The following is a 19,880-nucleotide window of genomic DNA, read 5'->3' as shown; positions in this document are numbered from 1 at the left end:
TCGCGCTGACCGGTCGATCGATGGTGCTCGACCCGCGCACCCATGCCGTTCGCGGCGACCTAGCGGACGTGCGCCTCGCCGAACATGTGTTCGCGCCGCATTATGCAGCGCCGATGCTCGCGACCGCCTCCACCGCGACGACCCTGTTCGCGGCGCGAGGCCAGGTCGAGCCGCTGGTGCAGCTCGCACCCGGCGACGCCTTCGAGGTGCTCGAGCTGGCAGGCGACCACGCCTGGGGAGTCGCCCCGGCCTCGGGGCTGGTCGGCTATGTCGACCGCACCGCGCTGGATCGGGCGGCATGAGCGTCAGCGTCTTCATCGACGGCGCGGTCGGCACCACCGGGCTCGATATCGGTGAGCGGCTGGCCGGCCGGGACGACCTAAGCCTGGTGACGCTGGCCGACGACCGCCGCAAGGACGCCGCCGCCCGCCGCGAGGCGCTCAACGACTGTGACATCGCCATCCTGTGCCTGCCCGACGACGCGGCGCGCGAGGCAGTGGCGCTGATCGACAACGACCGTGCACGGGTGATCGACGCCTCCACCGCTCACCGCGTCAACGATGGCTGGATCTATGGTTTTCCCGAGCTCGGCCGCGACCAGGCCGCGCGAATCGCCGCCGCCTCCCGCGTCTCCAATCCCGGCTGCTATCCCACCGCCTTCCTCGCGCTGGTCCGCCCGCTGATCGTCGCCGGGTTGCTTCCGACCGACTGGCCGGTCAGCTTCAATGCCACCTCCGGCTATTCGGGTGGCGGCAAGGCGATGATCGCCGAGTTCGAGGAGGGCGGCGCCGACACTGCGTTTCGCGTGTACGGGCTCGGCCTTGCCCACAAGCATGTCGCGGAGATGCAGGGCCACGCCGGGCTTGCCCATCCGCCGATTTTCGCGCCATCGGTGACGCGGACCAACCGCGGCATGCTCGGCGAGGTGCCGCTGCCGCTGGCGCTGCTGCCGGGCAAGCCGTCGCCCGCGGCGCTCGAGGCGGTGTTGCGCGAGGCCTATGCCGACAGCCCGTTGATCACGGTGGCGGCTGGTGACCTGTCGGTGATCGCGATCGAGGAAAATGCCGGCACCGACCGGATGACCTTGCGCGTCTGCGGCAACGAGACCACGGGGCATGTGCGGCTGATCGCCACGCTCGACAATCTCGGCAAGGGCGCCGGTGGCGCCGCTGTGCAGAACCTCAATCTCATGGCCGGGCTCGATCCGCTCGCCGGCCTCAATCTGTAAGGAGTCCGCATGCAGCGTAACCCGGTAGCCAAGCTGCTCCTGTTCGGAGCGACCGGCGATCTCGCGCAGCGCATGCTGCTGCCCTCGCTCTATGGCCTGCATGCCGACGGATTGCTGCCCGATGGGCTGACCATCTTCGGCTCGGCGCGCTCGGACCTCGACGATGCGGCCTATCGCGACTTTACCAAGAAGGCGCTTGACGAGTTCCTCCCTGCCGACCGCAAGGACGAGAGCGCGATGGAGGGCTTCCTCGCGCGGGTGTTCTACCAGCCGGTCGACCTGTCGAACCGCGACACCTTCCCGGCGCTCGCCGAGAAGGTCGGTGACGTCGCCGGCGGCCTCGCCATCTATCTATCCACCGCGCCGTCGCTGTTCGAGGCGGCGATCGCCGGGCTTGAATCGGTCGGCCTGGCCGGCGAGACGGTCCGCATCGGCCTTGAAAAGCCGCTCGGCTATGATCTCGCCTCGAGCCGCGAGATCAACGACGCAGTCGCGGTCGCCTTTCCCGAGGACCGCACCTTTCGCATCGATCACTATCTGGGCAAGGAAACCGTCCAGAACATTCTCGCGCTCCGCTTCGGCAACTCGTTCTTCGAGCCGGTATGGAACGCACGCGGCATCGACAACGTCCAGATCACGATTGCTGAGACGGTCGGCCTCGAGGATCGCGCCGGCTATTACGAGACGGCGGGCGCGCTGCGCGACATGGTCGCCAACCACATGCTCCAGCTCGCGGCATTGATCGCGATGGAGCCGCCGGCCCGTTTCGACGGCACCGCGATCCGCGACGAAAAGGCCAAGGTATTCCGTAGCCTGCGCCTGATCACCCCCGAGGAATCGCAGCACAATACCGTCACCGGCCAATATGGCGACGGCGCGGTCAAGGGCGAGATCGTCAAGAGCTACACCGACGAGCTCGGCAAGCCATCGACCACCGAGACCTTTGTCGCGATCAAGGCGCACATCGACAATTGGCGCTGGCAGGGCGTGCCCTTCTACCTGCGCACCGGCAAGCGCATGGCGACCCGCCGATCGGAGATCGCCATCCAGTTCAAGGCGGTGCCGCACTCGATGTTCGCCGGGCGCGGCGGGATGCTCCAGCCCAACACGCTGGTGATCCGCCTGCAGCCCGAGGAATATGTCCAGCTGCTGGTGATGGCCAAGGAGCCGGGCCTTGATCGCGAGGGCGTGCGCCTGCGCGAGGTGCCGCTCAACCTCAGCATGGATGCCGAATTCGCCGGCAGCCGCCGCCGTATCGCCTATGAGCGCCTGCTGCTCGACCTGATCGAGGGCGACCAGACGCTGTTCGTGCGGCGCGACGAGGTGGAGGCGCAATGGACCTGGATCGACGCGATCCGCGAGGGCTGGACCGCCAACAACACCAAGCCCAAGAGCTATCCGTCGGGCAGCTGGGGTCCGTCCAGCGCGATCGCGCTCACCGAGCGCGACGGGGTGACCTGGCAGGACGATTGACGTCTCCGTGTTCCTGCTTAGGCAGGAACGGCAGGACAATGAGGCGGTGACCGGCGCGCGCTGCGGCGCTGCCGGTGCCGCGCATGGGGCGATGCCCCGACACGAAAGAGCAAGAGATGAGCGAAGAGATCGAATGGTGGGACTATGACGATGCCGCGGAGATGGCCGCGGCTGTCGCCGGCGACATCCAGTTCATCATCGAGTCGGCGATCGACGCGCGCGGCGCGGCGGTGATCGCGCTGTCGGGTGGCAAGACGCCGATCCCCATCTACGACATCCTAGCCAAGGCCAAGCTCGACTGGAAGCGCGTCACCATCGTGCCCACCGACGAGCGGATCGTGCCGCTCGGCGACGCGCTCTCCAACGTGACGATGATCGCCAAGACCTTCCTGCCCAAGGGCGCGCGGGTGATGCCGATCGTGCCGCAGGCGACCGCCGACTATAAGGCCGCCGGCCGCTCGGCGGATGCGCTGATGCAGGAACTGCATTGGCCGCTCGACCTGTGCCTGCTCGGCGTCGGCGGCGACGGCCACACCGCCTCGATCTTCCCCGGTCCCGATTTCGACGAGGCGCTGAGCGGCCCCAAGGAGCGCCGCGCGCTCGGCGTGATGCCCGATCCGCTGCCGCCCGAGGCACCGGTCGCGCGCGTCACGCTGAGCCGCGAGGGCATCGTCACCGCGCGCGCGCTGATGATCGCCGTCACCGGCCAGGGCAAGCGCGACGTGATCGAGGCGGCGATCAAGCAGGGCCCGGCGTCGAGCTATCCGATCGGCCGGGTGCTTGCCGATGCCGAGCTGCCGGTGGATATTCACTGGGCGCCGTGACCCATTTCGGGTCGTGAATACGTATCCAGCACCGGGGGAGGATTGCACGAGCCCTGTTGCGATCGGATCCGCTCGGTAGATGAAGGATGGGTCCGCCGCTGGCGCGGGCGAATGGAAGCTGTTCGATGAACCCCGAGGTCTCTGCCGTCACCGATCGCATCATCGAGCGCTCGCGCGCCTCGCGTGCCGCCTATCTGGCGCTGATCGAGCGCGAGCGCGATCAGGGCGCGCGGCGCCCGCAGCTCGGCTGCGCCAACCTCGCCCATGCATATGCCGGCACCGAGGAGGACCGCGAGGCGATGAAGGCCGATGGCGGCATGAACATCGGCATCGTCACCGCGTATAACGACATGCTCTCGGCGCATGCCGTCTACTATCGCTACCCCGAGCTGATGAAGGTCTGGGCCCGCGAGGTCGGCGCCACCGCGCAGGTCGCGGGCGGCGTCCCGGCGATGTGCGACGGCGTCACCCAGGGCTATGCCGGCATGGAGCTGTCGCTGTTCAGCCGCGACACCATCGCGCTCAGCACCGCGATCGCGCTCAGCCACGGCACCTTCGAGGGTGCCGCATTGCTCGGCATTTGCGACAAGATCGTTCCCGGCCTGCTGATGGGCGCGCTGCGCTTCGGCCATCTGCCGATGGTGCTGATCCCCGGCGGGCCGATGCCCACCGGCCTTCCCAACAAGGCCAAGGCCGCGGTGCGCGAGCGCTTCGCGGTTGGCGAGGCGGACCGCGAGGAACTGCTCGACGCCGAGATCCAGGCCTATCATTCCAAGGGCACCTGCACCTTCTACGGCACCGCCAACACCAACCAGATGATGATGGAGGTGATGGGCCTGCACATGCCCGGCGCCGCCTTCGTCAATCCCGGCACCAAGCTGCGCCAGGAGCTCACCCGCGCCGCGGTTCACCGGCTGGCGCGGATCGGCTGGCGCGGCGATGACTATCGACCGCTGGGGCATTGCGTCGACGAGAAGGCGATCGTCAACGCCGCGGTCGGCCTGCTCGCGACCGGCGGCTCGACCAATCACCTACTCCACGTCCCCGCCATCGCCCGCGCCGCCGGGATCGTCATCGACTGGGAGGATTTTGACCGCCTTAGCCGCGCGGTGCCGCTGATCGCGCGTGTCTACCCCAACGGCTCGGCCGACGTGAACGCATTCGAGGCAGCGGGCGGCATGCCCTATGTGATCCGCGAGCTGCTCGGCGAGGGCCTGCTCCACGGCGATATCCCGACGGTCGCCGGCGGTGACCTCTCGGCCTATGCGTTCAAGCCGACCATCGAGAATGACACGCTCGGCTGGAGCCCGGTCGGCGACAGTGGCGACGAGACCATCCTGCGCCCGGCTGCCGCCCCGTTCTCGCCGGACGGCGGCATGCGCATCCTCGCCGGCAACATCGGCCGCGCCTGCATCAAGGTGTCCGCGGTGGAGCGCGAGCGGTGGGTGGTCGAGGCGCCGGCCCGAGTGTTTGCCGACCAGCTCGACGTGATCGAGGCGTTCAAGGCGGGCGAGCTCGAGCGCGATGTCGTCGTCGTGGTCCGCTTCCAGGGCCCGCGCGCCAACGGCATGCCCGAACTGCACAAGCTTACCCCGCCGCTCGGCGTGCTGCAGAATCGCGGCTTCAAGGTGGCGCTGGTCACAGACGGGCGCATGTCGGGCGCCAGCGGCAAGGTGCCGTGCGCGATCCATTGCTCGCCCGAGGCGCTCGGCGGCGGTGCGATCGGCAAGATCCGCGACGGCGATCTGATCCGGGTCGATGCGGTCGCCGGCACGCTCACCGCGTTGGTTGACGAGGCCGAATGGGCCGCGCGCCCGCTCGCGCCGACGCCGGCGCCGGCGAGCGGCATGGGCCGGGAATTGTTCGGCATGTTCCGGGGGCTCGCCGACGAAGCCGAAAAGGGCGCCTCTGGCATGCTGGCCGCGGCCGGCCTCTAGGCCGCCGGTGCTGGCAGCCCGACACAGACGATAGCAGGAGAGTTCATGGAAATCGTTGCGGTAGACATCGGCGGCACCCACGCACGCTTCGCGATCGCCGAGGTGGAGGGCGGCCGCGTGCTTGGGCTTGGCGAGCCGATCACGCTCAAGGTCGCCGAACATGCCACCTTCCCGCTCGCCTGGTCGGCGTTCGGCGAACAGGCCGGCCGGCCGCTGCCGCGCGGCGTCGGCATCGCCGTCGCCTCGCCGATCAACGACCAGCTTATCAAGTTCACCAATAATCCGTGGATCATCCGGCCGCCGCTGATCAAGGAGCGGCTGGACGTCGACACCTACTCGCTGATCAACGATTTTGGTGCGATCGGCCATGCCGTCGGCCAGCTCGGCGAAGAGGCCTATGTCCATCTCTGCGGCCCCGACGTGCCGCTGCCCGACCATGGCGCGATCACCGTCTGTGGGCCAGGCACCGGGCTCGGCGTCGCCCAGGTGCTGCGCGAGCATGGCAATTACCATGTCATCCCCACCGAGGGCGGGCACATGGACTTCGCCCCGCTCGACGAGATCGACGATGCGATCATCCGCCGCCTGCGTCCGACCTATACCCGCGTCTCCGCCGAGCGGATCTGCGCCGGGCCTGGTCTCGTCAACATCTACGAGACGCTCGCGCAGATGGAGGGCCGCCCGGTGGTCCATCTCGACGACAAGAAGCTGTGGGAATTGGCGCTGTCCGGCACCAACCCGCTCGCCACCGCCGCGCTCGAGCGTTTCTGCCTGACGCTCGGCGCGGTCGCGGGCGATTTGGCGCTTGTCCATGGCCCCACTGCGGTGGTGATCGCCGGTGGCCTCGGCCTGCGCCTCAAGGACAAACTGGTTCAGTCGGGCTTTGGTCAGCGCTTCGTCGCCAAGGGCCGGTTCCAGAGCCTGATGACGACCATCCCCGTCAAGATCATTACCTATGAGCAGCCCGGCCTCTACGGCGCCGCGGCCGCCTTTGCCCAGGAGCATTCGCGATGACCCCAATCGACCAGATCATGCAGACCAGCGCCGTCATTCCGGTGCTGGTAATCGACGATGCCGCCACCGCGCGGCCGCTTGCCGAGGCGCTGGTCGCCGGCGGGCTGAAGGTGCTCGAGGTGACGCTGCGCACCGGCGCCGCGATGGAGGCCATCGCCGAGATGAAGAAGGTGCCGGGCGCGATCGTCGGCGCCGGCACCGTGGTCAACGAGACGCAGGCCCGCGACGTGATCGACGCGGGCGTCGAGTTCATCGTCTCGCCCGGCCTGACAGAGCGACTCGCCCGGCCGATCCTCGATGCAGGCGTCGCCTATCTTCCCGGCACCGCCACTGCGGGCGACATCATGCGCGGGCTCGATCTCGGCCTCACCCATTTTAAGTTCTTCCCCGCGGAGACGTCGGGCGGACTGAAGGCGCTGAAGGCGCTCGCCGCGCCCTTTTACCAGTGCCGCTTCTGCCCCACCGGCGGCATCACCGAGGCCTCGGCGCCCGACTGGCTGGCGTTCAAGCCGGTGCTGTGCGTCGGCGGCAGCTGGGTGACCGGCGGCACGATGGCCGAGGTGGAGGCCAAGGCCCGCGCGGCGAGCGCGCTGCGGGGCTGAAGTCGAGGGTCACTGGCAACCGTCACCGCAGCGCAAGCTGGGGTGGCGGCCGTCACATCTCGCCGCGCGCGTGCCTGATCGCATACCATTTGCGCACATTGGCATTATGCTCGGCAAGCGTGTCGGCGAACACATGGCCGCCGGTGCCGTCGGCGACGAAATACAGCGCCGACGACTTGGCAGGATCGAGCACCGCGTCGATCGAGGCTCGTCCCGGGTTGGCGATCGGCCCCACCGGCAGGCCATTTTCCGCATAGGTATTGTACCCGCTCTTCGCCTCCAGCTCCGAGCGTAGGATGCGGCGGCCGAGCGGACGGCCCCTGGTGATGGGGTAGATCACCGTCGGATCGGCCTGCAGCCGCATCCCCATGCGCAGGCGATTACCATAGACCGCCGCCACCATCCGCCGCTCGGAAGGCTTGCCGGTTTCCTTTTCGACGATCGAGGCGAGCACGATTGCCTGGGCGGGGGTCGACACCGCGATGCTTGGCTTGCGCTTGGCCCAGGCGGCCGCGAGATAGTCGCGCATCGCCTTCTGCATCCGCGTGACTACCGAGGCGCGGGTGTCGCCACGCTGGAAGGCGTAGCTGTCCGGCAGGATCGATCCTTCGGCGGGCACCGGCACCGTGCCGGTCAGTCCGTCGGCCTTGGCCAGCGCGTCATGGACCAGCACCGACGGATAGCCCTCGGGCACCACCACCAGCCGCTGGAACACCTTGCCGCCCTGCAGCATCTTGAGGATGTCGGCCTGGCTGAGATGCGCGGGGATGCGATATTCGCCGGCCTTGATCGCCGCGCCTGAGCCGAACACCCGCGCGAGCAGGCGGAAGCGAGTCGCCGAGCGAACCGCGCCGGCCGCCTCAAGTTCTCGTGCCGCGCCGGCGAGGCTGCTGCCCTCGGCCACCTGCACCGTCAGCGTGCGCGGCGCAGGCCCTGCGCCGCTCCAGCCTTGCACGACGAGAAACAGCGCGACGGCCACGCCGAGGCCGAGGATGAGACCGAAACAGCCGATCTTGCGCATCATTGTTCCCCGGCGAACGCCGTGGCCCGGCAGGGCCCGCGGTTCGCATGTTCCGATAGCTGGATTCGACGGGCCTTCGGTCTGCGCCGATGACCCGTCGTGACGATGCTCAGACCGACTTCATCACCAGCGAGGCGTTGGTGCCGCCGAAGCCGAAGCTGTTGTTGAGGATGGCCCGCACCGGCCGCTTCTTGGCGACATGCGGCACCAGATCGACGCCGGCGCAATTCTCGCTCGGGTTGTCGAGGTTGAGCGTCGGCGGCACGATCTGGTCGCGCAGCGCGAGGATGCAGAAGATGCTCTCTACCGCGCCGGCGCCGCCGAGCAGATGGCCGATCGCCGACTTGGTCGACGACATCGACAGATCGCCGATCGCGCTGCCGAACAACCGCCGCACCGCGCCAAGCTCGAGCTCGTCGCCGAGCGGCGTCGAGGTGCCATGGGCGTTGATGTAATCGATGTCCTCCAGCGCGAGACCGGACTTCTTCATCGCCATCTGCATCGAGCGGAACGCGCCCGAGCCTTCGGGGTGCGGCGCGGTGACGTGATAGGCGTCGCCCGACAGGCCATAGCCGATCACCTCGGCATAGATCTTGGCGCCGCGTGCCTTGGCATGCTCATATTCCTCGAGCACCACGACGCCAGCGCCCTCGCCCATCACGAAGCCATCGCGATCGCGGTCGTACGGGCGGCTGCCCTTCTCCGGCGTGTCGTTGAAATTGGTGCTGAGCGCGCGTGCCTGGGCGAAGCCGGCGATACCCAGCGGGCAGATCGCACCCTCGGCGCCGCCCGCCAGCATCACGTCGGCATCGTCCATTGCAATCATTCGCGCGGCATCGCCGATCGAATGCGCGCCGGTCGAGCAGGCGGTGACGACCGCGTGGTTCGGGCCCATCAGCCCGTATTTGATCGAGACCTGACCCGAGATCAGGTTGATCAGCCGGCCGTGAACGAAGTGCGGCGAGACGCGGCTCGGACCCTTGTTCTCGCACACCAGCGATTCGCTGGCGATACCGGGCAGCCCGCCGATCCCCGAGCCGATCGAGCAACCGGCGCGGAAGCGCTGTTCCTCGGTCATGTCGAGCAGGCCGGCATCCTCGATCGCCTGGCCGGCAGCATCGATGCCATAGACGATGAAGGGATCCACCTGGCGCTGTACCTTGTGGTCGACGCGCAGGTTGGGATCGAAGCCATAGGCGTGGCCCGCGGGCTTCACTTCGCAGGCGATCCGGCACTTCTGGTCCGACGCATCGAAGCGCGTGATCGGGCCGGCGCCCGACTTTGCGGCGATGATGTTCGCCCAGGCCGTCTCGACGTCCGCGCCAAGCGGGGTCACCAGGCCCAATCCGGTTACGACAACGCGCCGCATACCCTTCACTCCATCCAATCAAGCGATCGGCCACCAGCGGCCAGACGAAAAACGGCTCCCCGCCCTCTTAGCCCGGGGACGGGGAGCCGTTCAATTCCTGCCCTCAGCGGGCACGACCAGGCGTCAAGCCGGGCCTCAGAACTTAAGCCTTGTGCTCGTCGATATAGGTGATCGCGTCCTTGACGGTCGTGATCTTCTCGGCGGCATCATCGGGAATCTCGACACCGAACTCTTCCTCAAATGCCATGACGAGCTCGACGATGTCGAGGCTGTCGGCACCCAGGTCGTCGATGAAGCTCGCGTCCTCGGTCACCTTGTCGGCTTCGACGCCGAGATGCTCGACGACGATCTTCTTTACGCGGTCGGCGGTCTCGCTCATGTCTTCATTCCCTCTTCACGTTGGGGGTGTTCGTTGGTTCCTGAACGCCCGTAGAACGGGGTCCGTTTCGTGGCAAGCGGGTGTTTACCTGCCGTGATGCACGCCGCAGCCGATCGCAACCGCGATTCAGACCATCGCCATGCCGCCGTTGACGTGCAGCGTCTGGCCGGTGACATAGCCCGCTTCCTTGCTCGCGAGATAGACGACGGCAGCACCGATGTCTTCCCCCTTGCCGAGATCGCCCGCCGGAATGCGGGTGAGCAGCGCGGCCTTCTGCGCTTCCGGCAGCACGTCGGTCATCGCTGAGCGCATGAAGCCCGGGGCGACGCAATTGACGGTGATGTTGCGGCTGGCGAGTTCCTGCGCCAGCGCCTTTGACATGCCGACCAGGCCTGCCTTGGAGGCGGCATAATTGGCCTGTCCCGGGTTGCCGGTCTGGCCCACCACCGAGGTGATAGAGATCACCCGACCGAACCGCGCTTTCATCATCGGCTTGGCGGCGGCGCGGATCAGGCGGAAGGCGGCCTCAAGGTTGACGCGGATCACCTGATCCCACTCGTCGTCCTTCATCCGCATCGCAAGATTGTCGCGGGTGACGCCGGCGTTGTTGACGAGGATGTCGAGCTTGCCGCCCAGCGCCGCCACCGCCTGCGGCACCAGCGCATCCACCGCCGCGCCGTCCGACAGGTCGCACGGCAACGCGACGTGATCGCCGCCGAGGCTGGCGCGAAAGGCTTCCAGTTTGTCGGCATTGGACCCGGACACCGCCAACCGCGCGCCCTGCCCCGCCAACGCCTGCGCAATCGCAGACCCCAGCCCGCCCGATGCGCCGGTAACGAGGGCGGTCATGCCAGTGAGATCGAACATTGTAACTCCAATCAAGATCACGGTTCGCGCAGAGGCGCAGAGGACGCAGAGGGCTGATGGTTGTTGACGAGGCGACGCACGCCCTCCTTGAGCGTCGCCCCACCGAAATTGATGAGCAGGCCGACCGGCTGTTTGGTCAACCGAAGATACGTGAGCAACTGCTTGGCATGAACGGACTGCAGGCGCTCTACAGATTTGATCTCGACAACCAGCCTCTCGTCGACAAGAAGATCCATCTTGAAGGCTCCAGCGACGCGAACCCCTTCGAAATCGATGTCAACCGACCGTTGCCGTGAAACAGCATACCCCATGTTGACGAGTCGGGCCGCAAGCACGGCTTCATAGACGCTCTCAAGTAAACCCGGCCCTAGGTCACGGTGCAGTCGCAGCGCAACATCGACAACATCACCGCTGATCACATCGATATCGCGCAAGGGTCCTTCTTCCTCTGCGTTCTCCGCGCCTCTGCGCGACATCCTCCGCGCCTTCGCGTGAACATCACATCTTCTTCAACAAATCCTCGATGTCGTCCATCGTCACCACGCTCACCGCCTGCGCGTCGGGCACGATGCGCTTGACCATGGGGCTGAGCACCTTGCCGCCGAACTCCACGAACTCGGTCACACCCGCCTCGGCCATCGCCAGCACCGATTCCCGCCAGCGGACCATGCCCGTCACCTGGCGCACCAGCGCGACGCGGATCGCGCCGGGGTCGGCGATCGGCGCTGCATCGACGTTGGCGTAGACCGGCACCAGCGGCGCGGCAACGGTCGCGTCGGCGAGCGCAGTCTCCATCGCATCCGCCGCATCCTGCATCAGCGGGCAGTGGAATGGCGCCGAGACCGGGAGCAGCACCGCACGCTTGGCGCCGAGCGACTTGGCGATGTCGATTGCGCGCTCGATCGCCTGCCGGTGCCCGGAGATCACCACCTGGCTCGGATCATTGTCGTTGGCGACCGTGCAGACCAGCTCGGGCCCGCCTTCGGCGAGGATCGAATCGACCGCGGCACCGGCGATGGTCTGGGCTTTCTCGAGATCGGCACCGAGCAGCGCCGCCATGGCGCCCTCACCGACCGGCACCGCCGCCTGCATCGCCTGGCCGCGGCGCTTGAGCAGCCGCGCGGTGGTGGCGAGATCGAACGCGCCAGCCGCGCACAGTGCGCTATATTCGCCGAGCGAATGGCCGGCGACATAGTCGCACTTGTCGGCGAGCCGCACCCCGCCCTCGCGCTCGAGCACGCGCAGCGTCGCGATCGCGTTGGCCATGATCGCCGGCTGGGCATTCTCGGTGAGGGTAAGGTCGTCGGCAGGGCCGTCGACCATCAGTCGCAGCAGATGCTGGCCCAGCGCCTCGTCCACCTCGCCAAAGGTTTCGCGCGCCACCGGACTCGCGTCGGCGAGCGCCTTGCCCATGCCGACCGACTGGCTTCCCTGGCCGGGAAAGATGAACGCCCGCATGCTGGTCTCCTGTCTGGTGGCGGAGCGCCTAGCCGCGGGTGCCAGGCGATGGCAAGCACACCTGTTATCGGGCAGCGTCGTCGCCCCGTCGCGGCGGATGGAACATTTCGGTCGTCCGGCATATTGTTGCGTCGCAGCAACGATGTGAGAGCTCATGATCGATCCTAGCCGTCGCGACATAGCCTGGGCGTTTTCGGCTCTGGCCGCCATGCCCGGCGCAGCTTTGGCGCAGCGCGGCGCCAAGGCGTCGCCCTTCTCCTGGGACATGGTCCAGCGGCGCGCGCAGGAGCTGGCGCGCCAGCCCTATCGCGAGCCCGCCAAGGTCGCCGCCGCAGCCGCTATCGACTATGACGCGGTGGGCGCGATCACCTACCGTGCCGACCGCGCGATCGCGGGCGGCATCAGGCTGTTCCCGCTCGGCCGCTATGCGCCGATGCCGGTGGCGATCAACGTCGTGGACGGCGGCACGGCCAAGCCTGTCGATTTCTCGGCCGATCTGTTCCGCACCAGCAAGGGTCATGCACCGGCGCTGGGGATCGCCGGCTTCCGCGCGATGAGCGCGAGCGGCACCAGCGACTGGCTGGCCTATATGGGCGCCTCCTACTTCCGCTCGTCCGGCTCGCAGGACCAATATGGCCTGTCCGCCCGCGGCATCGCGATCGACACCGGCGTGCCGGACAAGGAGGAGTTTCCAAGCTTCACCGAATTCTGGATCGAGCGCGCGGGCGACCAGGCCTATACCATCTACGCGCTGCTCGACGGTTCCAGCGTTACCGGCGCCTATCGCTTCCAGTCGCGGCTGGGGCCATCGGGCGCCGTCCAGGACGTGTCGTCGGTACTGTTCCTGCGCCGCGACGTCGCACGGCTCGGCATCGCGCCAGCAACCAGCATGTTCTGGTATGGCGAGGGCAACCGCCAGGCAGCGGCGGACTGGCGGCCGGAAATCCACGATTCGGACGGCCTTGCGCTGCTCACCGGCAGCGGCGAGCGGATCTGGCGCCCGCTCGGCAATCCGCCGCACGAAACGCTCGACAGCTTCTCGGATGACAACCCGCGCGGCTTCGGGCTGCTCCAGCGCGACCGCACCTTCGATCACTATCATGACGACGGCGCCTTCTACGATCGCCGCCCCAACCTGTGGGTCGAGCCGCAGGGCCAATGGGGCAAAGGCGCGGTGATGCTCTATGCCTTTCCCACTGCGACCGAGACGGTCGACAATGTCGTTGCGTTCTGGAACCCGGCCGCACCGGCCAAGGCCGGCCAGCGGCTCGCCTACGACTATCGGCTGACATGGGGATCGCCCGATCCGTCTGTAGCGGCGAGCGCGCATGCGGTGGATTGCTGGCAGGGCACCGCCGGCGCGCCCGGTGCGGCGCCGATCAAGGGCGCGCGCAAGCTGGTGGTCGACTTCGTCGGCAGCGGGCTGGCCGGGCTCGACCGCTCGAGCGGCGTGACCGCGCAGATCACCGTCGGCCAGGGCAAGCTGCTCGCCAGCGCCGCCTATCCGGTGGTCGGCCAGCCCAATCGCTGGCGGATCACGGCGGATATCGCGCCGAGCGGCGGCGCCGCGCCCGCGGATGTCCGCCTCGTGCTCCAGCGCGGCACCACCGCGCTCAGCGAGACGGTGCTGACCCAGGTTTTCGCGTGACCCTGCCGGCGCAGCTCCCTCCGGAAGCGCCGCTGGCGATGCCGGCGCAGCGGTTCGACGGCCGGCCGCCGCCGCTCGCCGTTCCCGCCGCCGCCTGGGGCGCCGAGACCGCGCCGGGCGACATCCTCGCCCGCCGGCTGTTGCTGGTGGTGTTGACCGGCCTGCTCGCCACCGCGGCGGCGGCGGCGGTGGAGGATTCGCTGCTGCAGGACGGGCTGGGCGGCTGGGACGTGTTCCTGTTGCTGCTGTTCTTCCCGCTGTTCGGCTGGATTGCGTTCGGCTTCGTCAACGCTGCGATCGGCTTCGTGCTGCTGATGACGCGGCTTCACCCCGGCTTCGTCCCCGCGCCCAGCCGGCGCACGGCGCACGGCTCGCGCACTGCGGTGCTCGTTCCCGTCCATAACGAGGATGTCGACGCGGTCTACGGCCGGGTCGAGCGGATGGCGCAGGCGATCGCCGACGCCGGCGCGGCGCAGCAGTTCGACTTCTTCATCCTCAGCGACTCGGGTGCCGCTGCCGGGGCTGCCGAGGAAGCCGCCTGGGCGACGCTCGCACCCCGTGCCGCCGCGCCGATCTATTATCGCCGTCGCACCGACAATGTCGCGCGCAAGCCCGGCAACATCGCCGAGTGGATCCGACGGTTCGGCGGCGCCTATGATTTCATGCTGATGCTCGATGCCGACAGCCTGATGGGCGGCGAGACCATGGTCGGGCTCGCGCAGGTGATGGAGGAGAATCCCTCGGTCGGGCTGCTGCAGACGGTGCCGTCGATCATCGGCGGCGCGACGCTGTTCCAGCGCTGGCAGCAGTTCGCAAGCCGCCTGTACGGGCCGATCTCCACCGCCGGGCTGGTCTGGTGGGCGGGCTCGGAGGCGACCTTCTGGGGCCACAACGCCCTGGTCCGCACCCGCGCCTTCGCCGAGGCGTGCGGGCTGCCGGCGCTGTCCGGCCCGCCACCGTTCGGCGGCGCGATCATGAGCCACGACATGGTAGAGGCGGCGCTGCTGCGCCGGCGCGGTTGGGCGGTGCACATGATCATGCTCGATGACAGCTACGAGGAATATCCCCCGACGCTGATCGATCTCGCGGTGCGCGATCGTCGCTGGGCGCAGGGCAATATCCAGCATCTCCGCCTGCTCGGCTCGTCGGGCTTCCACTGGGTCAGCAGGATGCAGTTGTTCATCGGCGCGTCAGCCTTCCTGACCTCGCCGGCGTGGCTGGTGCTGATCGCCACCGGCATGATCCAGGCGCTCGGCGGCGAACTCAACGCTGTGAACAGCGTCACCTCGATGCAGGTGCTGGAAGTGACGCTGCTGTTGCTGTTCGGGCCCAAGCTGCTGAGCGTGATCTGGGCGTTGAGCAACGCCCCCGTCCGCCGCGGCTTCGGGGGAGCGCGGGCGATCCTGCGCTCGGTGGCGCTGGAGGTGCCGCTGTCGATCATCGTCGCCCCCGCGATCGCGCTCACCCAGACGATCGATCTCATCAACATCTTCCGCGGCGCGCCGTCCGGCTGGAATCCGCAGAACCGCGACCGCGACGGGCTGACGCTCGCGGAGGCGATGCCGCGCTATCGCTGGCATATCGTCGCCGGGGTCGTGCTGCTGGTGCTGTCGCCGCTGGTGCCGGTCACCGGTCTGTGGCTGACGCCCGTCACCCTCGGCCTGTTGCTCGCTCCGCTGATGGCAACATGGACGGCCAGCATCTCGACCGGCACGCGCTATGCGGCACGCGGCTATTTCGAGGTGCCGCCGGTCGGCCTCGAGCAACAGGCCGGGTCGGCCATCCCGTCCCTGCCTGCTGCCGCCTGAGTAGCTGCGGCGCGCCTAGCGCGCGGCGTGCGCCATTTCGGCGTTGCGCGCCGCCGACGCGGCGAGCGTCGCCTCCAGCAGCCGCACCAGCGCGTGATCGTGATCGAGCACGTTCAATCCTTCGCGGGTCGACCCGCCGGGGCTGGCGACGCGATCGGCGAGCACCGCCGGGCTGACATCCGCCGCCGCCGCCATCAGCGCCGAGCCCTCGACGGTGGCCCGTGCCAGCCGGGCCGCCTGGTCGGCGGGCAGCCCCAGCGCCGCACCCGCCTGGGCGAGCGCATCGATGAAGCGGAACACGAAGCCGGGTCCGCATCCGGCGAGCGCGGTAACCGCATCGAATTGCGCCTCCGCCTCGATCCACTCGATCAGCCCGAGCGGGCGCGCCAACGTCTCGACCGCGGCACGGGCGGCGGAGTCCTGGCTGCTGGTGAACAGCGTCGTCACGCCCTTGCCGATCGCGACGGGCAGATTGGGCATTGCGCGGACGATATGGTCGGCGGGGATGCGCCGCGCCAGCGCCGCTTCCTCAACGCCAGCGAGGATCGATACCAGCAGCGTCGGCCGCAGCGCGGCGAGCCCCGGCGCGACCACATCGAGCTGTTGCGGCTTGACCGCGAGGATCAGCGTCTCGGGTCGCTCGCCTTCGGGTACGGCATGGAGATTACGCACGCCGGGCGGCAGCGTCGCGGGGCTGCGGGTGATCACGGTGACGCGCTCAGGCGGCATGCCGTCGGCGATCCAGCCGCGCAGCATCGCGCCGCCCATGTTGCCGCAGCCGATCAGCCACAGCGGGCCATCTGCCATCATTGTCACTGCTCTTTTACGCCTCGCCCTGAGTCTCGATCAGCGCTGCCGCCAGCGCCTCCTTGGGGCTCTTCCCGCCCCACAGCACGAATTGGAACACCGGATAGAAGCGCTCGCACTCCTCGATCGCCGATTCGACCAGCAATTCGGCCGCACCCAGCGACATCGTGCCCTCCTCGTCGCCGTCGATCATGGCGGCATGCCGGTACAACAGCACGCCCGACGACGACCAGAGCTCGAAATGACCGATCCACAGCTGTTCGTTGACCAGACCGATTGTCTCGTAGACGCCGGCGCGGCGGTCGTCGGTGACCTTGATATCGGGAAACGCAAGGAACTGCAGCACGCTGTCGTCCTCGCGCCACAAGGCGCGCAGCTCGTAGGTGGTCCAGCTGCCTTTGACGGTGACGACGATCTCGTCTTCGTGGCGCTCGTGTTCCCAGCCATGCGCGGCATAATATGCCTCGAGCATGTCGATGGGAGCCGCAGCCTCCTGGTCGTGATCGGCGTGATCGAGCATCGGAACGTCCTTATCGCACGACAAGGTTGCCGAGGCAAAAACGCCCCGGCAACCCCGTTGGACAGGTCCGTCGACGGATCAGCCGCGAAAGCTGTGGAAAAATCAGGCGGTGGGCACCGAATCGGCGCCGCGCGCTTCCAGCGCATCGAGTCGCGCCTTGAGCGCGTCATTCTCGTCGCGTGCGGCAACGGCCATCGCCTTGACCACCTCGAACTCGTCGCGGCTGACGAAATCGAGCCCACCGATCCACTCGCGGGCGCGGGCGCGGGCGCCCTGCTCGGCTTCGCGGCCAGCACCGGCGAGGGTGCCGACGGCACCGTTCATGAATTTGACGAGATCGTCGAAAATCCGGTTGTCGGACTGCATTGTGTAAATCTTTCCCAGCCGCCGTGCGTGCGTATCAGAGCATTTGGGAGGTGTGCGCCGCCGGCACAAGGGTTTCCGCGTCCGGATTGAGCTGGCCGATCCGCCAGGTCAGCACGCCGGCGAAGCTGATCCACACCAGATAGGGCACCATCAACCATGCCGCCGCGGTGCGCACGCCACCGAACACCACCGTGGTGGCGATGCCGCCGAGCAGCATGCCCGCAATCACCAGCAACGAGGCGGCGACCTGATGCTCGCCGAAGAACAGCGGCATCCACAGCAAGGCGAGCACGAACTGCGCGGCAAACAACGCCGCCCCCAGCCAGCGCCGATTCGCGCCGCGGGCGTTGAGCACCATCGCCAGCGCGAGGCCGGAGAGGATGTAGATCGCGCTCCAGGCAACCGGGAAGGCCCAGCCCGGCGGGGTCAGCGCCGGTTTGGCGAGCGCGGCATACCAGGGGTTGTCGTCGCCCGCCGGCACGGCGCGGCCCGAGGCGAATCCGAGCAGCAACACCAACGGTACCGTTACCGCCGCCCAGCGGAGGAACGACATTTGCAACTGACCCTTGGACGCGATCCCACCCATATAAGCCCTTTTCACCGTCACATACGGGCGCTCTGCCGTGTCGTGAACGGATCGTAAAGCATCCGTTATGCGGATCGATCCAAAAATGGTTCAATTGCGCGTTGCAGCGACCAGAAATTCCACATTACCTTCAGGCCCGGTGATCGGGCTCGCGACCACGCTGGCGACCGCCCAGCCGCTGCCCTCCAGCCAGGCGACGACCGCGTCGCACACCCGCTGGTGCACGGCAGGATCGCGCACCACCCCGCCCTTGCCGACTTCCTCGCGCCCTGCCTCAAACTGTGGCTTGATCAACGCCATCAGCCGCGCGCCCGGTCGCGCGAAGCTGAGCGGCCGCTCCAGCACCTTGGCCACGCCGATGAAGCTCGCGTCGCAGACGATCAGATCGACCGGCTCGGGAATGTGCGACTCGGTGAGCAGCCGCGCGCTGGTCTGCTCGTGGACGATCACGCGCGGATCCTGGCGCAGCTTCCAGGCCAGTTGGTTGGTGCCGCTGTCGACCGCATAGACGCGCGCGGCGCCGCGGCTGAGCAGCACGTCGGTGAAGCCGCCGGTCGATGAGCCGACGTCGATCGCGACCGCGCCCGTCACGTCCCAGCCGGCCTGATCAAGGCCGTGCGCCAGCTTGATCCCGCCGCGCGATACCCAAGGATGATCGCGGCCACGCACCTCGAGCGCGACCTCGGGCGCGATCGTCTGCCCCGGCTTGTCGATCTTGCGGGTCCCTGCGAACACCAGCCCGGCCATGATCAGCGCCTGGGCACGGGTGCGCGATTCGGCGAGGCCGCGATCCACGAGCATCTGGTCCACACGCTGTTTGGCCATGCCGCGCCTCATAGGCGATTCGCCGCCCACGTCACCCCGCTTCCGCCGGTCGCAACCGGCCTTCGATTGGGCGCAGCGCTATTGTCCCCCAATCCACTAGGTTTATCTCTGCTGTCGGGGGGCGTGGCCGATCGGCGTCGCCCTAGAGCGTCGATTGTCACGTCCCTCGCCATGAGTCGGCATCCGGCTCATGGCGCGAGCAAGGAGAGGCGACATGAGTCATTTCGCACCGTCCCACGGGGTGCTGCCCACGATCCTCACGGTGCCCGGGCTCGGCGGCTCCGGGCCGTCGCACTGGCAGACGCTGTGGGAAAGCAGCCGGCCCGACGTGGTCCGGGTCGAACTCGGCATGTGGAACACGCCGCACCGCAACGCCTGGGTGACCAAGCTCGACGAAGCGATTCGCCAGGCGCAGGCGCCGGTGATCCTCGCCGCGCACAGCCTCGGCTGCCTCGCCGTCGCCTGGTGGGCGCAATTGTCGCCGCAACCCTATGGCTGGCCGGTAGCCGGGGCCCTCCTGGTTGCGCCGGCGGATGTCGATTGGGAGGGCGCACCCGGCGAGATCCGCAGCTTCGCGCCGGCGCCGCGGCTGCCGCTCCCCTTCCCGTCGATCCTGGTGGCATCGAGCGATGATCCCTGGGCGAGCATCGATCGGGCGCACAGCATGGCAGCCAACTGGGGCAGTCACTTCGTCGATGTCGGGCCGCAGGGCCATCTCAACGCTGCCAGCGGCATCGGCTGGTGGGCAGAAGGCCAGGAGTTGCTCGAGCGGGTCATCGCCGCGAGCGGCGACGGCCACGGCCATGTCCGCTCACCCGGCGACGCCCGCTCGTTTCTGGGCCTACCAACCCCCGAGCGCGGCGGCTGTCAGCCGCGCCACTGACGAAATCAGTTGTCCGGGTGACCGGACGGCGTCTCGCCATCGGCCTCGCGGCGCGCATGCCCGGCGGCGCTCGCCGCCCTCATTCGCCGGTACATGCCGACGTTGAGGCCGACGAGCATCACCACCGCCAGCCCGACGATCACGATCACCGCAGGCCAGCCCTTCACGCGCGGGCACCCTCGCTGATCGCCGTGCTGTTATGGCGCAGCGCGGTGAGCACGGTATCGACGATGGCGGCGGCATCGAGGCGGGCCTCGGCATATTG

At 68.1% G+C, this 19,880-nt stretch carries 22 protein-coding genes; 10 read left to right on the top strand and 12 right to left on the bottom strand.

Features of this window, described 5'->3' with window-relative positions; genetic code table 11:
* Positions 1-20: 20 nt before the first annotated feature.
* The 7 genes from AC07M8_RS10465 (at position 21) to eda (ending at position 7,078) form a co-directional block, all read left to right on the top strand.
* Positions 21-302 carry an SH3 domain-containing protein gene (locus AC07M8_RS10465; protein ID WP_495174295.1) on the top strand — a complete coding sequence of 94 codons (282 nt, stop codon included), beginning with the start codon at positions 21-23 and terminating at the stop codon, positions 300-302.
* Positions 299-1,228, top strand: a complete 930-nt coding sequence (argC, locus tag AC07M8_RS10460) for an N-acetyl-gamma-glutamyl-phosphate reductase (RefSeq protein ID WP_495174294.1) — start codon at positions 299-301, stop codon at positions 1,226-1,228. The genes AC07M8_RS10465 and argC overlap by 4 nt, the downstream gene beginning before the upstream one ends.
* Before the next feature lie 9 nt (positions 1,229-1,237).
* On the top strand, positions 1,238-2,701 hold the full coding sequence (gene zwf / locus AC07M8_RS10455) for a glucose-6-phosphate dehydrogenase (RefSeq protein WP_495174293.1): 1,464 nt from the start codon (positions 1,238-1,240) through the stop codon (positions 2,699-2,701).
* Positions 2,702-2,817: 116 nt separating this feature from the next.
* Complete coding sequence (gene pgl, locus AC07M8_RS10450; RefSeq protein ID WP_495174292.1) at positions 2,818-3,525, top strand: 6-phosphogluconolactonase; 708 nt, start codon at positions 2,818-2,820, stop codon at positions 3,523-3,525.
* 125 nt (positions 3,526-3,650) lie between these two features.
* Positions 3,651-5,462, top strand: coding sequence for a phosphogluconate dehydratase (gene edd, locus AC07M8_RS10445; protein ID WP_495174291.1), 1,812 nt, complete (start codon positions 3,651-3,653; stop codon positions 5,460-5,462).
* A 45-nt stretch (positions 5,463-5,507) separates the two neighbouring features.
* Positions 5,508-6,476: a glucokinase gene (locus AC07M8_RS10440; protein ID WP_495174290.1), complete on the top strand. Its 969-nt coding sequence runs from the start codon at positions 5,508-5,510 to the stop codon at positions 6,474-6,476.
* On the top strand, positions 6,473-7,078 hold the full coding sequence (gene eda / locus AC07M8_RS10435) for a bifunctional 4-hydroxy-2-oxoglutarate aldolase/2-dehydro-3-deoxy-phosphogluconate aldolase (protein WP_495174289.1): 606 nt from the start codon (positions 6,473-6,475) through the stop codon (positions 7,076-7,078). The genes AC07M8_RS10440 and eda overlap by 4 nt, the downstream gene beginning before the upstream one ends.
* A gap of 52 nt (positions 7,079-7,130) precedes the next feature.
* Here the strand turns inward: eda and mltG are convergent, their stop codons facing one another.
* The 6 genes from mltG to fabD form a co-directional block, all read right to left on the bottom strand.
* Positions 7,131-8,099 (bottom strand): endolytic transglycosylase MltG, encoded by a 969-nt coding sequence (gene mltG / locus AC07M8_RS10430; protein ID WP_495174691.1) that lies wholly within the window; start codon positions 8,097-8,099, stop codon positions 7,131-7,133.
* 109 nt (positions 8,100-8,208) lie between these two features.
* Entirely contained in the window at positions 8,209-9,468 is a 1,260-nt protein-coding gene (gene fabF, locus AC07M8_RS10425) for a beta-ketoacyl-ACP synthase II (protein ID WP_495174288.1), read from the bottom strand.
* Between the two features lie 142 nt (positions 9,469-9,610).
* The gene (locus AC07M8_RS10420; protein WP_017979028.1) at positions 9,611-9,847 is read right to left on the bottom strand and encodes an acyl carrier protein; all 237 of its coding nucleotides are present in this window, start codon (positions 9,845-9,847) and stop codon (positions 9,611-9,613) included.
* 126 nt (positions 9,848-9,973) lie between these two features.
* Positions 9,974-10,714: a 3-oxoacyl-[acyl-carrier-protein] reductase gene (gene fabG, locus AC07M8_RS10415; protein ID WP_495174287.1), complete on the bottom strand. Its 741-nt coding sequence runs from the start codon at positions 10,712-10,714 to the stop codon at positions 9,974-9,976.
* Between the two features lie 17 nt (positions 10,715-10,731).
* Entirely contained in the window at positions 10,732-11,148 is a 417-nt protein-coding gene (locus AC07M8_RS10410) for a GxxExxY protein (protein WP_495174286.1), read from the bottom strand.
* 64 nt (positions 11,149-11,212) lie between these two features.
* Positions 11,213-12,172, bottom strand: a complete 960-nt coding sequence (fabD, locus tag AC07M8_RS10405) for an ACP S-malonyltransferase (protein WP_495174285.1) — start codon at positions 12,170-12,172, stop codon at positions 11,213-11,215.
* 208 nt (positions 12,173-12,380) lie between these two features.
* Between fabD and AC07M8_RS10400 the strand changes: the two genes are divergently transcribed.
* The gene (locus AC07M8_RS10400) at positions 12,381-13,820 is read left to right on the top strand and encodes an OpgD/OpgG family glucan biosynthesis protein (RefSeq protein ID WP_495174284.1); all 1,440 of its coding nucleotides are present in this window, start codon (positions 12,381-12,383) and stop codon (positions 13,818-13,820) included.
* Entirely contained in the window at positions 13,817-15,628 is a 1,812-nt protein-coding gene (gene mdoH, locus AC07M8_RS10395) for a glucans biosynthesis glucosyltransferase MdoH (RefSeq protein ID WP_495174283.1), read from the top strand. The genes AC07M8_RS10400 and mdoH overlap by 4 nt, the downstream gene beginning before the upstream one ends.
* Before the next feature lie 15 nt (positions 15,629-15,643).
* On the opposite strand, the gene proC is transcribed toward mdoH, so the two are convergent.
* The 5 genes from proC to AC07M8_RS10370 form a co-directional block, all read right to left on the bottom strand.
* Positions 15,644-16,435, bottom strand: a complete 792-nt coding sequence (gene proC, locus AC07M8_RS10390) for a pyrroline-5-carboxylate reductase (protein ID WP_495174690.1) — start codon at positions 16,433-16,435, stop codon at positions 15,644-15,646.
* Between the two features lie 16 nt (positions 16,436-16,451).
* Entirely contained in the window at positions 16,452-16,955 is a 504-nt protein-coding gene (locus AC07M8_RS10385) for a type III secretion system chaperone family protein (protein WP_495174282.1), read from the bottom strand.
* A 102-nt stretch (positions 16,956-17,057) separates the two neighbouring features.
* The gene (locus AC07M8_RS10380) at positions 17,058-17,321 is read right to left on the bottom strand and encodes an accessory factor UbiK family protein (protein WP_495174281.1); all 264 of its coding nucleotides are present in this window, start codon (positions 17,319-17,321) and stop codon (positions 17,058-17,060) included.
* Positions 17,322-17,355: 34 nt separating this feature from the next.
* Entirely contained in the window at positions 17,356-17,874 is a 519-nt protein-coding gene (locus AC07M8_RS10375; RefSeq protein ID WP_495174280.1) for a TspO/MBR family protein, read from the bottom strand.
* A gap of 123 nt (positions 17,875-17,997) precedes the next feature.
* The gene (locus tag AC07M8_RS10370) at positions 17,998-18,732 is read right to left on the bottom strand and encodes a TlyA family RNA methyltransferase (protein WP_495174279.1); all 735 of its coding nucleotides are present in this window, start codon (positions 18,730-18,732) and stop codon (positions 17,998-18,000) included.
* A gap of 214 nt (positions 18,733-18,946) precedes the next feature.
* Here AC07M8_RS10370 and AC07M8_RS10365 point away from each other — a divergent pair, with 214 nt between their 5' ends.
* A complete protein-coding gene (locus AC07M8_RS10365; RefSeq protein ID WP_495174278.1) occupies positions 18,947-19,615 on the top strand; it encodes an RBBP9/YdeN family alpha/beta hydrolase in 669 nt (222 codons plus the stop codon).
* A gap of 5 nt (positions 19,616-19,620) precedes the next feature.
* Here the strand turns inward: AC07M8_RS10365 and AC07M8_RS10360 are convergent, their stop codons facing one another.
* On the bottom strand, positions 19,621-19,782 hold the full coding sequence (locus tag AC07M8_RS10360; RefSeq protein ID WP_495174277.1) for a hypothetical protein: 162 nt from the start codon (positions 19,780-19,782) through the stop codon (positions 19,621-19,623).
* Between the last annotated feature and the right edge of the window lie 98 nt (positions 19,783-19,880).

Source organism: Sphingomonas sp. GW821-FHT09E03, from assembly GCF_059416225.1.
The sequence above is the reverse complement of the archived record's forward strand: the minus strand, read 5'-3'. Positions and strand labels throughout refer to the sequence as shown.

Coding starts and splice junctions, on each gene's coding strand:
- AC07M8_RS10465 (WP_495174295.1), top strand. CDS start 21: ATGGTGCTCGACCCGCGCACCCATGCCGTTCGCGGCGACCTAGCGGAC.
- argC (WP_495174294.1), top strand. CDS start 299: ATGAGCGTCAGCGTCTTCATCGACGGCGCGGTCGGCACCACCGGGCTC.
- zwf (WP_495174293.1), top strand. CDS start 1,238: ATGCAGCGTAACCCGGTAGCCAAGCTGCTCCTGTTCGGAGCGACCGGC.
- pgl (WP_495174292.1), top strand. CDS start 2,818: ATGAGCGAAGAGATCGAATGGTGGGACTATGACGATGCCGCGGAGATG.
- edd (WP_495174291.1), top strand. CDS start 3,651: ATGAACCCCGAGGTCTCTGCCGTCACCGATCGCATCATCGAGCGCTCG.
- AC07M8_RS10440 (WP_495174290.1), top strand. CDS start 5,508: ATGGAAATCGTTGCGGTAGACATCGGCGGCACCCACGCACGCTTCGCG.
- eda (WP_495174289.1), top strand. CDS start 6,473: ATGACCCCAATCGACCAGATCATGCAGACCAGCGCCGTCATTCCGGTG.
- mltG (WP_495174691.1), bottom strand. CDS start 8,099: ATGCGCAAGATCGGCTGTTTCGGTCTCATCCTCGGCCTCGGCGTGGCC.
- fabF (WP_495174288.1), bottom strand. CDS start 9,468: ATGCGGCGCGTTGTCGTAACCGGATTGGGCCTGGTGACCCCGCTTGGC.
- AC07M8_RS10420 (WP_017979028.1), bottom strand. CDS start 9,847: ATGAGCGAGACCGCCGACCGCGTAAAGAAGATCGTCGTCGAGCATCTC.
- fabG (WP_495174287.1), bottom strand. CDS start 10,714: ATGTTCGATCTCACTGGCATGACCGCCCTCGTTACCGGCGCATCGGGC.
- fabD (WP_495174285.1), bottom strand. CDS start 12,172: ATGCGGGCGTTCATCTTTCCCGGCCAGGGAAGCCAGTCGGTCGGCATG.
- AC07M8_RS10400 (WP_495174284.1), top strand. CDS start 12,381: ATGCCCGGCGCAGCTTTGGCGCAGCGCGGCGCCAAGGCGTCGCCCTTC.
- proC (WP_495174690.1), bottom strand. CDS start 16,435: ATGGCAGATGGCCCGCTGTGGCTGATCGGCTGCGGCAACATGGGCGGC.
- AC07M8_RS10385 (WP_495174282.1), bottom strand. CDS start 16,955: ATGCTCGATCACGCCGATCACGACCAGGAGGCTGCGGCTCCCATCGAC.
- AC07M8_RS10380 (WP_495174281.1), bottom strand. CDS start 17,321: ATGCAGTCCGACAACCGGATTTTCGACGATCTCGTCAAATTCATGAAC.
- AC07M8_RS10375 (WP_495174280.1), bottom strand. CDS start 17,874: ATGTCGTTCCTCCGCTGGGCGGCGGTAACGGTACCGTTGGTGTTGCTG.
- AC07M8_RS10370 (WP_495174279.1), bottom strand. CDS start 18,732: ATGGCCAAACAGCGTGTGGACCAGATGCTCGTGGATCGCGGCCTCGCC.
- AC07M8_RS10365 (WP_495174278.1), top strand. CDS start 18,947: ATGAGTCATTTCGCACCGTCCCACGGGGTGCTGCCCACGATCCTCACG.